14 protein-coding genes are annotated in these 13160 nt (G+C 57.1%); 7 read left to right on the top strand and 7 right to left on the bottom strand.

The window, feature by feature from the left end; translation table 11 throughout:
• Positions 1 to 74: 74 nt before the first annotated feature.
• From D1224_RS16300 to D1224_RS16290, 3 genes are all read right to left on the bottom strand, one after another.
• A complete protein-coding gene (locus D1224_RS16300; RefSeq protein ID WP_119380391.1) occupies positions 75 to 1286 on the bottom strand; it encodes an efflux RND transporter periplasmic adaptor subunit in 1212 nt (403 codons plus the stop codon).
• Positions 1283 to 2578 (bottom strand): TolC family protein, encoded by a 1296-nt coding sequence (locus tag D1224_RS16295; protein ID WP_119380392.1) that lies wholly within the window; start codon positions 2576 to 2578, stop codon positions 1283 to 1285. The genes D1224_RS16300 and D1224_RS16295 overlap by 4 nt, the downstream gene beginning before the upstream one ends.
• A 71-nt stretch (positions 2579 to 2649) precedes the next feature.
• Complete coding sequence (locus tag D1224_RS16290) at positions 2650 to 2988, bottom strand: DUF2946 family protein (RefSeq protein ID WP_119380978.1); 339 nt, start codon at positions 2986 to 2988, stop codon at positions 2650 to 2652.
• 607 nt (positions 2989 to 3595) lie between these two features.
• On the opposite strand from D1224_RS16290, the gene D1224_RS16285 reads away from it, so the two are divergent.
• Both D1224_RS16285 and D1224_RS16280 read left to right on the top strand, forming a co-directional pair.
• Complete coding sequence (locus tag D1224_RS16285) at positions 3596 to 4891, top strand: site-specific DNA-methyltransferase (RefSeq protein WP_119380977.1); 1296 nt, start codon at positions 3596 to 3598, stop codon at positions 4889 to 4891.
• Entirely contained in the window at positions 4888 to 6006 is a 1119-nt protein-coding gene (locus tag D1224_RS16280) for a DUF5681 domain-containing protein (protein ID WP_119380976.1), read from the top strand. Before D1224_RS16285 ends, D1224_RS16280 begins: the two co-directional genes overlap by 4 nt.
• Positions 6007 to 6101: 95 nt before the next feature.
• Here the strand turns inward: D1224_RS16280 and D1224_RS16275 are convergent, their stop codons facing one another.
• The gene (locus D1224_RS16275; RefSeq protein WP_119380975.1) at positions 6102 to 6314 is read right to left on the bottom strand and encodes a helix-turn-helix domain-containing protein; all 213 of its coding nucleotides are present in this window, start codon (positions 6312 to 6314) and stop codon (positions 6102 to 6104) included.
• A 118-nt stretch (positions 6315 to 6432) separates the two neighbouring features.
• Here D1224_RS16275 and D1224_RS16270 point away from each other — a divergent pair, with 118 nt between their 5' ends.
• Both D1224_RS16270 and D1224_RS16265 read left to right on the top strand, forming a co-directional pair.
• The gene (locus D1224_RS16270) at positions 6433 to 7068 is read left to right on the top strand and encodes a hypothetical protein (protein ID WP_119380974.1); all 636 of its coding nucleotides are present in this window, start codon (positions 6433 to 6435) and stop codon (positions 7066 to 7068) included.
• Positions 7069 to 7164: 96 nt separating this feature from the next.
• Positions 7165 to 8292: a DUF3500 domain-containing protein gene (locus tag D1224_RS16265; protein ID WP_182482347.1), complete on the top strand. Its 1128-nt coding sequence runs from the start codon at positions 7165 to 7167 to the stop codon at positions 8290 to 8292.
• Between the two features lie 186 nt (positions 8293 to 8478).
• Here D1224_RS16265 and D1224_RS16900 read toward each other — a convergent pair whose 3' ends face one another.
• Genes D1224_RS16900 through D1224_RS16255 form a run of 3 tightly spaced genes read right to left on the bottom strand, consistent with a single transcriptional unit; the run spans position 8479 to position 11155 of the window.
• Complete coding sequence (locus tag D1224_RS16900; RefSeq protein WP_407647474.1) at positions 8479 to 8859, bottom strand: DUF6527 family protein; 381 nt, start codon at positions 8857 to 8859, stop codon at positions 8479 to 8481.
• A gap of 2 nt (positions 8860 to 8861) precedes the next feature.
• Positions 8862 to 10250, bottom strand: coding sequence for a ThiF family adenylyltransferase (locus D1224_RS16260; RefSeq protein WP_119380972.1), 1389 nt, complete (start codon positions 10248 to 10250; stop codon positions 8862 to 8864).
• Positions 10250 to 11155, bottom strand: a complete 906-nt coding sequence (locus D1224_RS16255; protein WP_119380971.1) for a multiubiquitin domain-containing protein — start codon at positions 11153 to 11155, stop codon at positions 10250 to 10252. The genes D1224_RS16260 and D1224_RS16255 overlap by 1 nt, the downstream gene beginning before the upstream one ends.
• 162 nt (positions 11156 to 11317) lie before the next feature.
• Here D1224_RS16255 and D1224_RS16250 point away from each other — a divergent pair, with 162 nt between their 5' ends.
• The 3 genes from D1224_RS16250 to D1224_RS16240 are packed head-to-tail and all read left to right on the top strand — an operon-like array spanning position 11318 to position 13127.
• Entirely contained in the window at positions 11318 to 11917 is a 600-nt protein-coding gene (locus D1224_RS16250) for an RNA polymerase sigma factor (protein ID WP_119380970.1), read from the top strand.
• Positions 11914 to 12333, top strand: a complete 420-nt coding sequence (locus tag D1224_RS16245; protein ID WP_119380969.1) for a hypothetical protein — start codon at positions 11914 to 11916, stop codon at positions 12331 to 12333. Before D1224_RS16250 ends, D1224_RS16245 begins: the two co-directional genes overlap by 4 nt.
• Positions 12330 to 13127 (top strand): ImmA/IrrE family metallo-endopeptidase, encoded by a 798-nt coding sequence (locus D1224_RS16240; protein WP_119380968.1) that lies wholly within the window; start codon positions 12330 to 12332, stop codon positions 13125 to 13127. The genes D1224_RS16245 and D1224_RS16240 overlap by 4 nt, the downstream gene beginning before the upstream one ends.
• Positions 13128 to 13160 lie beyond the last annotated feature (33 nt).

The following is a 13160-nucleotide window of genomic DNA, read 5'->3' as shown; positions in this document are numbered from 1 at the left end:
GCGAGTGCGGCAATGGCGGCAAGCAGCCGGCCACCCGCAAGGCGGTGCATCAAATTGATCATTTTGCGGGTCTCCTAGTGTGCGTGGCCGTCGCCGAAAGCGTCTTTTTCAAGCTGCGCTTTCAGGGTGAAGGCGCCCTCGGCAACGAATGCTTCGTCGGCCTCGACCCCGGAAATGATCTCGGTGTAGCCCCTCGCGCTGTTCCCTGTGCGGACCTCGCGCGGTTCGAACCCGTCATCGGTCGGGACGAAGACGGACATCCTGTCCTCGACGCTGACAATCGCATCGGAGGGAACGCGCACGACGGGGCGCCCCTCTCCCGTGTCGATCCGCGCCGTTACGAACTGACCGGGCTTCAGCCTGTGTTCGGCATTGTCGACAATGACGCGCGCTGTTGCTGTCCGGGACGCCTCGTTAATGACAGGCAGAACATTTGAAATTGTCCCTTCGGCCAGGACGCGGCCATCCTCCTGCTGGAATGTCACGGTCTGGCCTTCGCTGACCTTGCCGAGATCTTCCTTGTAGACCGCGATATCGGCCCACACGACGCTATCATCAATGATGACAAAGATGGGCGCGCCGCCAGCGGATACGGTTTCTCCAAGCGAAACGCTTCGCTGGATCACTTCTCCGGCCAGGGGCGCCGTGACATAGGCTTGCGCAAGCGACCCGTCCGCAGCCTCATCCAGCATGTCCAGCGTGCCATGACCGATGCCGATGGCATGCAGTCTGTTTTCGGCAGCTTCCCGGCCGGCATTGGCTGCGGCGAATGCCGCACGCGCCGACTGCAGATCGGCCTCGGCGGTGATTTTCTGCTCCCAGAGATTTTCCTCACGCTCAAGCTCGGCTTGCGCGAGGCGCTCGGCGCTCAGGGCATTCAGATAATCGGCCTTTAGGCCGGCAAGTTCACGACTGGTCAGCCGGGCAAGCGTGGCGCCGGCTTTCACGATGTCGCCTTCGCCTGCATAGAGCTGAGCAACGGTGCCCTCGACCTGTGGCGAGACCCTTGCGACACGGTCCGCATCGAAACGGATCTCGGCCGGCAGTTCCAGCTGGCCCGAAACCGCTCCTGTTTGGGCTGGCCCGGTCCGGATACCGGCAGCTTCCGCCTCCTCGGCGGTCAGCTCGACATGATCATTGCCGTCTTCTGCATGGCTCTCATGGTCGCCCTCGCCCTCCGGGGCCGTCTGGTCTGCAGGTGGTGAAGCGGGAGCGTCATTGCCACAGGCGCCAAGATATAGAAGCGCCGAAGAAAGCAGCGCCGCATAGAACAAATTCAGTTTCATTGGATCTCTCCGTCGAAGGGCGCTGCGCCAATCAGCGCACGCAGCCGCAGGGTTTGTGTAAGGAGCGCCAGCCGGGCATCGATCACGGCGGCGCGGGTTTCAATTAGGCTGCGTCTTGCATCGAGCGTGGCGGTGAGATCGAACTTGCCAACCCGGTAGCCTTCGGCGGCTGAAGCGTAGGCATCTTCGGCGAAGGGCAGGGCCTCTTCCTCAAGACGCTGCAATCGGGATTCTGCGCCCCGGATTTGCGCGGCGCGGCTCGCCTGCTCGGCTCTCAGCCTCGCTTCGATGGCCCTGGCATTCAGTTCGGCCCCTTCGGTGCGGAATTTGGCTGCCCTTGTAGCATCCTGGTTACGGTCAAAGACCGGCAATGGCAGGCTTACCCCCACGAGGAATGCACTGTCTCCGGTGTCCTCAAAGCGCCGGATGCCAGTAGAGACGGTAATATCCGGCCAGGCGCCGGCCCGCGCGCGGTCTGTCGCTGCCACCTTGGCTTCCGCACCGGCTTGAGCCGCTTGCAATTTTGGATGTTTAGCACCGTCAGGATCCGGTTCCGTACCGTAGAGCGCCAAGTGTGAAGCCTCTGCTCTCGGCAGGATGAAATCTACCTTGGCGCTGCCCCAGACCGAGGCGAGCGCCAGTGCACGGGCTTCCGCCTCGCCTTGGGCCGCATCGGCGGTGGCCTGAAGGATCGCTGCTTCGGCTTTTGCACGGGACAGCTCGGGCGGGGCTGTGGCTCCTGCGTCGACGCGACGCTCAACAATATATGCAAACTCCTCGGCCAGTTTGGCCGATGCATCTGCCACTGCGGCCATTTCGATTGCTGCCTGCAAGTCAAGAAAGAGTTCACCCGCAAGCCGCTGGACTTCCAATCGCTGGACGTTGCACTTTGCGCTTGCAAGCGCGGCCTCGGCCCTTGCAGCTCTCTCGGACAAGCGACGTTTGCCTCCGAGTTGGAAGGTCTGTTCCAGCGCCAGCGTCGTCTCATAGGCATTAAAGCCTTCGAGACCGCCGGTGCCCGCAAAGTTCTCGGTCTCCAGGGAAACCGCCGGGTTGAGCCGCCGCCCGGCCTGGTCGGCATCGGCCGAAGCGGCTCTCGCTTCCAAGGCGGCAATCAGGATTTCGGGCGCGGTATTGCCGGCTCGCGCAACAGCCTGTTCCAGCGTGAGCGGAGGCGTCTGATCATACTCGATCGCCCGGAGCGGGGTAGCACTGCACCCCTCGGCATAGGCTGCGCCGACCATGGCAGGCAGGCCTATTGCGGCAACAGCGCCACATAGCAGAATTTTCATTTTGGATGGTTTCCTCGTCCAGATTCAACGACAGTGCAGCCGGAGCAGCACAAAGTTTTGGTGTCGTCGGTCTAGGCGCGGGGAGGTCGGTATAGGCCATCCGGAACGAGGCTCGCGTGGAATGCCAAGCCCGGACGAAGCCGCTTAGTCTGAATCTCAGGCTGAATGGCGGCGCCGAAATAGCTCCCGCCGATCATGTGGACATGACAGCTGCCGCAATGATGGGCCTTATGTTCGTGTCCGTCATGCGAGGGCTCCTCGGGGGCCCCGTCCTGCGAAAGCTCGGCGCCGGCGCACATCGCTGCGCTCTGATCGCCTGTATGCATCGTATCTACCGCCGCACTCATGGGCGCAATCACGAAAGCGACCGTCATCATCATGACGATCAACGTTCGCAAGTGCTTTGTCATCGGGGGTAGGCTCATACTGTAAGCTTAGATGCGAGTGAGTTGATGCGAGTGAATTATTTCAAGCCCATTACCATAGCACCTCTAGTAACTAGAGGGTCAAGCCCCGTATTGAAGGGGCACTTTCAGACCTTTTGCCCGCATGCTTTTCACCCAGACATCGCTCATGATGGCGAGAGGCAGATACAAAGCTGCTGATCTGTTTCCCAGAAAGCGCATTATGTGATCCAGGCCGCAGGCGATCGCTTTCAACGATAAGCTAATCAGACGGCTTCTTTGCCCTCGTTCAGAGCCGACCGGGGCACAGATGCTGAATAGAGCGAGTGAAGAGGGCTGTCGGCTTACGGAGAAAAAAGTCAGACAAATTCATTTTATTGCGGAAATTTAATGAAAAATTCTTCGTCTCGCCAAAAGTAACGAGAACAGGAGTGGCGCATAAGGCGATCATACAAAGAACAAATTCTGTTGACTCTTCAAGTGCTTATGCAGTTTGCAATCGCGAAATTATAAGAAATCGCGAAATTTCGCGCTTTCTTTCAAGGGCTTGATAGAATTCACCATCTTCGCAGACACGAGATAGTCATGAGTTTCCAAGGAAAGGAGAAATCTCATGACAGAAAGACATATCGAATATCTCGATCCGCGAAGTCTGACGCCCTGGAAAAACAACGCTAGGACGCATTCTCGCAAACAGCACCAGCAGCTTGAATCGAGCATACTGCAGTTTGGATTTACCAACCCGGTCCTTGTCGATGATGATAATAGGATCCTTGCCGGTCATGGACGGGTGGAGGCTGCGAAGTCTCTCGGCATGGACACGGTACCTTGTATTCGCATCGAGCATCTGAGCGAGGCCGAGTGCCGCGCCTATGTCATCGCCGATAACAAGCTTGCCCTGAATGCGGGCTGGGATGAAGACCTTCTGCGCCTGGAACTAGGCGCTCTAAGCGAGCTTGATCTCGATTTCGACCTGGAGATCACGGGCTTCGACACCCATGAGCTCGACTTCATCATCGAAGGCGCCGACCAGGCGCCCGCGACCGATCCAAAGGAAGAAGCGATTCCTGCACTAGACAGCGTCCCTAGACGCTGCGAGCCTGGAGACATCTGGCAGCTCGGCCGGCATCGCCTCATGTGCACTGATGCCCGCAATCCGATGACGATCCGTCTGCTTATGGCTGGCAAGAAGGCCGAGATGGTTTTCACCGATCCGCCTTATAATGTCGCGATCGACGGCAATGTCTGCGGCTCAGGCTCCGTCAAGCACCGCGAGTTTGCGATGGCGTCCGGCGAGATGAGCAAGGCGGAGTTCACCGGCTTCCTGCGCGATACATTCGAAGTCCAGAGGCGTTACACCACGGATGGCTCCATTCACTTCGTCTGTATGGATTGGCGCCATATGGGCGAGATTCTTGCGGCGGGTGAGGCCGTCTATTCTGAGCTCAAGAACGTCATCGCCTGGGTCAAGGATAATGGCGGCATGGGGACGTTCTATCGCTCCCCTCATGAGCTGATCTTCGCCTTCAAGAACGGGACTGGTGCCCACATCAACAATTTCGAACTCGGTCAGCATGGGCGCTACCGCACGAATGTCTGGCACTATCGGGGCATGAACTCGGCTGGTGCTAACCGCACCGAAGAGCTCGCAATGCACCCGACCGTCAAACCGGTCGAGATGATCGCAGACGCCATTCGCGATGTCTCGACCCGCAATGGCATTGTTCTGGACCTCTTTGGGGGATCCGGCAGCACTTTGCTGGCAGCCGAGACGACGGGGCGATGCGCTTATCTCGCTGAGATCGATCCGCTCTACTGCGATGTAATACTTCACCGGTGGGAGACCTACGCCAAAGACGAGGCTGAGCGGGTTCGCTCGGACGCCGTTCTCGAGGAGGGCGTGGCATGAGCAAGGAGAAGAAGCAGAAACGGCAACCCAAGGGACCAAAGACCGGGAAAGGTGGGTTTGCGGACCCACCGGTGGCAAGCCAGTTCAAGAAGGGAGGCCCCAGCCCCAACCCAAACGGACGCCCGCGTAAAAAGTCGAAGTCGTCGTCACCGAAATCACATGGGAGCGCCTTGATGGGATCACTCGAAGAGCTGCTTAAGAGCAAGGTCACCATCACGGAAAACGGCAAGACCAGAGAAATCACGCTTGAAGAAGCCCTGCCACGCCGGATCGTCAAAGATGCTCTGGATGGAAAGCCTCATGCTCAGAAACGGGTTTTCGATTGGGCAGCTCAGGAGATGGAAAGGCGCCGCGCAGCGGCTGAGGACCTTTTTGAGACCGCTATAAAAATAAAAGCGGCGATCACGAAATACGAAAATGATCGCTCGAAATACGGCGACAATTATGTCTTCCCGATCCTTTCCGCCGAGCAGATCAAGATCGACTATGAGGCCGGAACCGTTGAGGTAAACGGCCCGCTAAATGCCGAGCAGTTTCAAACATGGCTTGGAATGATCGCGCAGATGGTGAGATGTGAGGTCGATATCCAGGAGGCTGAGTTCGAAGGTCTTGATGATGAGGACAGCGACATTGCCGATCAAAGATGGTTTCTTGCAAAACTCAGGGAGCTCATACCGACGACTGACCCCATGTGGCGGGAGTTTGCGCCAAAATATCGCCAGGTCATAATTGATGAGCGCTTTTACTACGCGGAGGACGGTGACCTGCCGACAGCGCTTGTTGATCTAACGGAAAAGCAACTCAAAGCGATTTTCGAGAACCGCCCTCGACCAACACGAGGGTCGCTACGGGAGCTTAGCCGTCGGAAGGCGGAGAACAAAAAGTTCAGGGCTTTCATGCGCACGAAGCTCAAAAAACAGATGGGCAAAAAATGGGAAACGCGGCTCGACAAAGAGGTTCACGAACCACGCGATGTTGAGCTCGACTTCATCCGCTACAAGAATGAGATCGGCCAGTTCGACGCGGACGATTATGAGTTTTCAGACGAGGAGAAAGAGGCACTGAAGGACCCTGAATTCTTCAAGGCCTATATGAGCTGGGACAAAGCCGCGTGATGAATCCTGTTGCGAAAGCGAGGCGGGCTGCGTGTCAGTCCGCCTTTGTTTTATGGAGGGACAGGCTGTGCTTCCGCTACCGGCTCGCTGGTGTGCTAAGCTGGCTCTTTAAAGAACTCGCCTGGTGAGGCGCCTAGCGCCTTCGCCAGCTCCGCCAGCACCGTTACGGTCGGGTTACGTACGCCTCTCTCCACGCCGGAAACGTAGGTCCGGTGCAAACCAGACTGGTGCGCAAGCTCTTCCTGCGACCAGCCTTTGAGCCTGCGAAGTCGCTTTGTGTTTGCGCCGACGAGAACCCGTACATCCATACCCTGGACAGGAGCGCGGCGTAGACGATGAGACTACAGCCTATAAGTATCATTTTCTCCTTGAACTCTCGGCCGAAACGAGTGGTAGTGAGACTCATAAGCATCTAAGGAGAGTTTCATGACACACCGACTTCTGACCACTATCGCGGCAGGTGCACTGGCAGCCTCACTCGGCGCCTGCGCTACAAATGTCTCGACGCCGGAAAGTGTGCGGGGAAGCGGTAATGCGGCAGCGGCGTCTGAGAGCGCGACGAGTTTCGAAGCTGTACGAGCTGCGGTGACGTTCGAAGATGATCCACACATGGGCACACGAACGGCGACAGGCCCGGAGATCCGCTATCTCGACCCTGAACGAAACAAATGGACTGACGGCTATAACATTTATCACGTGCGCGCCTTCGATATCGGCCGCTCGGGCTCAGACGTGACCGACTTCAGCGACGTCCAGATCCGGGTGCGTCAATCGACGCAAGGCGATTGGCCCGGTTATCGCGCAGCCTATAGCCAAGGTGAGGCATTTGAAGTCACGCGGATCGACAGCGATGTGGATTGCATCGGCCTGAATTGCCTGAAGACGGAACTCGTCGGGATCGATATGACTATGCCCCAGCTTCGTGAGCTCGCAGAGCGCCCCGTGCTCACGTTCAAGATTGTAGGCCAGCGTAATGACATGATTGTCGAGATACCGCAGTCCTATCTGCGCGGGTTTTTGGCGGCGGTAGATGAGAAGTCATCGGCCGACTCTTCACAATGATAATGATGCAATCGGCGGGTCCGCTAAATCCCGAAAGCGGAGATTTGCCACCAGATGCTGTCTGGCCTAAGCAAACCGTCGAGGGGGACGGAAACTATGAAACGGTTTGCTATCGGACTCGCGGCAACATTTCTTGCTGGTGCATCACACTCGACATCTCCAGCATACTCACATGGCGCGTCAGTTGAGAAACTCGAAGCTTCAAGAGTCGCGGCGATGCGTCAGGCCACCAGCGCCTTTCTTAAGACGCTTGAGAGCGAACAGAGAGAGGCAGTCGTAGCCGCGCTGGACGACAAAGACGTGCGCACCAATTGGTCGAACCTGCCAGTTAGCATGGCCCCGCGCTCTGGACTGGCGGTTTCCGACATGAATGCCGAACAGCGACGAGCGCTTCATGCAATGATGGCAGCGGCATTTTCGAGCCAAGGGTATCTGAAGACGACAACGATTATGTGGCACGAGGACGTGCTGAACGACAGCTTTACCGCTTTCATTGCATCGATGCGGGATGACGATCCTCGAAAGCCAGAAGCATTCGCTTTCGCGGAAAACTACGATTCCGAGAAATTCTTCGTATCCGTTTTTGGGGATATGAATGATGACAACTGGGGATGGATGGTGAGCGGGCATCACTATGCAGCCAATTTTACTGTTGCGGATGGCCGGATTGCGTTCACACCCCTCTTTCTAGGCGCGAGTCCGCAGATCGTCCAGAAGGGGCGATACGCCGGATGGCGCATCCTGCAACATGAAGCCGATCGTGCCTTCGCATTGCTAGCATCGCTTTCGCCGACACAACTCGAAGATGCGATCATCTCGGAAGAGGTCGATGATGAAGTCTTCATGGGAAAAGGACGCGAAATGGCTTTCGGCCAACCCGCAGGCCTTCGCGCGTCTGACCTGGACCCGGTTCAGGAAAGCCTGCTGGATGCCCTGATCGATGAATACCTGGATGATGCCTCTCACGAAGCATCTGCGCGCCAGCGTTCTGCGATCGAAGCAGATGGCCCGGAGACTCTTCATTTCGAGTGGTGGGGCCCGACCGATGATCCGGCAGCCCGCTACATGTACCGTGTTCGAGGCCCGTCGATCCTTATTGACTATGTGCGAGAGAGGTCGGCCGACGGTGGGTTTAATCACGTCCATTCAATCGTGCGGGACCCGTCCAATGACTACGGTTCGAAGTGGCTGGAGTTGCACTATGAGGAGGCACACCAAGACTAATCATAGGCGGTGTGTTGTCTGCTCTTGCGCTCAGAGTGGACGTGACCAAAAGTGGAAATACGGGAAAGTCGGCTGCGATGTGCGTCGACGAACTTCCCATACTGGCCCTTATGCAATCTGGACCGCTTAGCGGCTGCTCAGGGCGCATAACCAGACATTCTCACGTTAATTTGCTTCTTTCCTGAGTTATGCATGTGTACCGTTCGATGGGCCGCACCAAGAGTCCTCGCACCAGACCACCCGTCCCCGCTTAATCCAGTAATGAGCTCTGCAGGCGTTCTTCTGATGCACAGACGGTGTCGCCGTCGCACGGCCCAGCCAGTCTGCTGTCACTGACCATCTCGGCGAGGCACGATCCCTTAGAGGAAGACGCATGATATTGCCGCATCCACCGGGGCATTTCAGGACCGCCCATTTTAGCTGTGTCTTTTCGCCAACGATGACAATTTCACCGCCCACAAGGTCTTTGCTGGCGGGCTGTTCAACGGCTCGGCGCACGGTCAAGTCCGGGCGTGAAACCAGTCTCAGACTGACAAGAATAGATCGAAAAACAGGTGTGAACTTCATGATCAGGCCACCCGGTCCAAAAACGGTGTTGTGTCGCCCACGCCCCAATCGTCAGATTGCGCGCATAGCGGACAATCTGGGTTTGGATTACCTCCTGAAATGCGATCTTCAGGAATTTGGAAACGTCGCAATCGTTGCCTGACATTACCGCTGTCGCCGCGATACCCGCTCAGCATCTGCGTAAATTCTTCAAGAGCCATACAGGCGACCGAGGTGGTCATGGCGATAAAGGCAGGTTCCGGATCACCGCCGCCAATTATATAGCCTTCCTGAACCTGTCGCCCGTAATTTTCGGGGTCACGCCGTTTCAATTCCTCTTCGCGGGCGCGCCGGGGATCGACAATGTTTCGGCACAGGAGGCACGGTGCTCCAGGATAAAGCAATGAAACACGGCCGGTCATGTCGCGCACCCGGCGGGGGCCGTCTTTCGAGATGGCAAGTCCAAGATCGATGACCGGAGTATCGTAAAAATAGGCGAAACGGTTCAACAGCATGCGGCCGGCGTGATCGTCTGTTGCACAGAAGACTATATCCGCAGATTTAAGCAGGTCCCGATGCTGAGGGTCGATGATATTGCCATGGACGCCGACAATATGAGTACCGAGACCAAGGGAGCGAATGTGTCCGGCAAGCGCCAAGGATTTTGCGGCGCCAATCGCTGGGGCGCCAACGCCGTGAAGGCGATGCAGATTGGTATCTTCTATGGTGTCCGGATCGATCGTAACGAGATGTTTTACGCCTGCGCGCGCAAGCATAATTGTCAATGGCGATCCGGTGCCGCCGGCACCAACGACCAGGACACGTAGAGATCGCAACACCTGATTGAAGGTTTCACCAAAGACCCGGGATTGCCGGTCGAGAGTCTTGTCGATGCTTTTGGGTGTGTGGTCGAAGCGCTCCACGGCTTTTCCGCTGACAGTCACAGGACATGAAACGACCTCATTATGCCCCCGCCATAACCGAGCGCGAATGGGACCGTCGGGGAGGCAGAGCAGGCTGACGAGGTGCGCTGTGGATCCCACACGGTTTTTCGCGGCCTGTAGCAAGGCGCGTTCATTCTGATCATCTGTATCGGAAAATCCGTCATACCCGCTCGGATGACCATGCAGGAATCCGGGCATCAGATCTTGTTGGGCTGCTTCTTTCAAAACGTGCATGAACGCGGCAGTGCGAACCGTAAGATGGACAGGCGAAGCGGAGTCGATGTCGTGCGGACCAAGGGGGCGCAAGTGGCGCAGGATGAGTTTTTCTCGCGGCTTACGGGACCAGGGATCGCACGAAATCTGTGATTTTGATAATAGCGCCCACGCACCACACTCATTTTCACCATCGAAGCTCGCATAGCGCAGGGCTGCGGCCAGCCGCTCCGGAATAACAATATTAGTGGTCATCAATGTGCGGCCTCACGGATGGCGCATTCGATGCGTTTAAGCATGGTCCAGATACCATCCTTGCCAGGACGCCAGTTATTGTTGTGCCGTGACCAGCGCTGCCAAGAGACGCCGTCAAACTGGTGGGCGTAATCGGCGCATTTCGGATACCGCCCGGATCCAGCCAGCCGCAGCCATGGATTGCAGTAGAACATGTCGGGCGACGTATCGGGATAACCAGGCGGAAGCACGATCAAAATGTCCGCAGCGTCGGCGTCAAAAACGCCGCTGGGCAATGAGTGTTTGAGCAGCATGAGGCCTGTCTGATCGCCGCTCACCCGAACCTCGTGAGCGAGATCATGGTCGGCCAAATAGGTAGCGTCGCGGCGGGGCAGAACTCCGCCGCTGGCGAAATCGCCCGCTGTCGTTTTTTCTATAACGGTGAAGAAACGCTCCAGACCGTCTTCACCGAGATCGATGATCTGATCGTCATTGATCGGCTCGTCCTCCCCGCCCCGGACTTCGCGCCAGAGCGCGTAGCAGGCGGGATCGACGCCAGCCAGATGTTTAAGTTTCAACCCCGTGATCAGTTTTGCGCCCCATTCAAACCGCTCGCCATCAAGTTCGAGCCTGAATGATGCTGCACTATTGAAGCTGAGGAAGCGTTCTGCGCCCGGACGCGTCAGATCGACCGTTTCGTCCAGCTGGATTTCCTCAAGACCGCCTCCGCGGAGTAAGAGGAACAGCAGGTGTTCTTCGACTGGCGTTTTGCTGGCCAGTTTCAGGAGCTGCCGTCCGGTCGGCTTGGGATCATCAATCTTATGACGGGCGTCATCGACGCGCACCCGGAAATGGGTCGCGCCAGTGGCGGATGCGCCGCTGCGGGCGCAGTCTTCAAGATCAACATAAAGGTTTTCGTCTGTCATGGCGGCAATGCCTTTCCTGGTTGCTGTGGCGAGGTGTGCTCACAACAACAGAGGCTTGCGGGACATGAGGACTCGGACACGAAAATTTATTTCTCAATTCTGTCCGAATTGGCGTGATTGGCGCGCCTACCCATATGGAGCTGTATCAAGGAGGGCGATCCGTTGAGCGTAGCCGAGCCAAAACAGAGAAAGGAGCCTCAGGAGCTTCTCGATGAACTCGACGCGCTGAGCGATGTCGACAAACAAAAGTTGCGCATGATCGCCCGCAAATACGCTGCCGTCGCCGGCGATATGGATGCAGACGATTTGCTGCAGGAAGCCATCATGAAGGTTCACGAAACCGACGGGAAACACAGGCGGACCTGCCCCGCAGATGTGGATGCTCTGGTCTTCATGAAGAATGTAATGCGGTCGCTTGCAAGCAACCGCACGGAATGGCGCAAACGGCGGCACGAAGCGCATGCGCTCGAAGTGACGAGCGCCAAATACGATTTGTTTGCAGCGAATGTCGAAGACCCGAATATCGCATCCCCTGAGGACATATTGATTGGCGCTGAACGCGACGCCGCCTTCCAGGTATTTCTCAGCGAACAGTGCAACGAGTGCGAGAAAACGGAGCTCGTCCTGCTGGGTTCAATGGATGGTCTTCGGGGTCAGGAGCTGTGCGATCTCGCGGGCGTCACAAAGAAGGAGCTTGCGACGATCCACAAGCGCATCTCGCGCATGATGGATCGCTTTGGAAAACAACGGAGGGACTCATGACAGCCAAATCGAAACGCGATCAATTGTTGGATCTTGCGGACACTGTCGCTGATGCGATCCTCAATATGAGTGATGAGGAGGTTTTGGCGGAGCTGGAGTCCGAAGGGGTGCGGCCGGAAGATGCCGGCAAGGCGTTTGACAGCCTGGCTGACAGCGCACGCATGAAGGCCGGGCAGAAGGATCTGGCCAAGGTCAGAGCTGAAATGAAAGCCCAGCAACGCATATCAGCGCAAAGGTCATCATTGAGCGCGGAGGAAGCGCGCGCACTCGTCGAGCGCGCCGCAAAAGAACTGCCCGAGCTGACGCAGGCGGCGCGCAACGCCAAGTCAGGCGCGATGCCTGACAGCGAAGTTATCGATTACGCGAACGACTTATTGGAGCTTGGTTATGAGCTTGCCGGAGATAATGACGCATGACGCGTATGTCGCCATCGGAAGAATTGCTGCAACGCTATGGCATTACTGATCCTGGCGACATCGATCTTGAAGTTCTGGCCTTCGCCGTGGGTGCGAAGGTAAAGTACAAGCGCATGGAGTCGTGCGAAGCTCGGGTCACGGGCATTCGCGATCGCGCAGTCATTACAATCGACGATCGCTATGGCGAAAAGCGCGCTCGATTTTCTCTCAGTCATGAATTGGGGCATTGGCACCATCACCGCAATCAGCGTCTTTATTGCGCCAAACAGGATATCGGCGCGGTCAATGGACGGGCAAAGTCGAAGGAAAGACAAGCCGATCAGTATGCGGCTGAACTTTTGATGCCGCGCTACATGTTCGAACCACGCCTGCGCGCGTTTTCCAAACCGTCGTTCAAATCGATTGGAGAGCTTTCAGAAGCGTTCGATGCGAGCCGGAAGGCGACGGCTCTGCGCTACGTCAATCTCGATCCTGGATTGTCGATGTTGATCTGCTGGGGACAGAATGGCCGCAAATGGTATCGGGGATCTCGCCTCTGGCCGGATAGCTGGGCGCCCAAAAAGGACCACGATCCCGACACGGACGTTCTTGATCTCCTGTTTGGAAAAGCGGAAGAAGCGCGGGGACGCGCACTTTGCCCGGCTAGCGCCTTCTTCGGTCGGTACGACGCCGAACAGCACGGTGTTTACGCTCATTCGGTGATATCAGGATCGTCAGCCGCCCCCCTCTCTCGCGAAGTGCTGACGATGATCTGGCCACAATCGGAGGCGATGTTCGACTCGAATCGTTGCTAGTCCAACGTTTCTGTTGCTGAGAATATAGGTCTG

The sequence above is a fragment of the Henriciella barbarensis genome (assembly GCF_003576345.1).
Classification (GTDB): Bacteria; Pseudomonadota; Alphaproteobacteria; order Caulobacterales; family Hyphomonadaceae; genus Henriciella; species Henriciella barbarensis.
The sequence above is the reverse complement of the archived record's forward strand: the minus strand, read 5'-3'. Positions and strand labels throughout refer to the sequence as shown.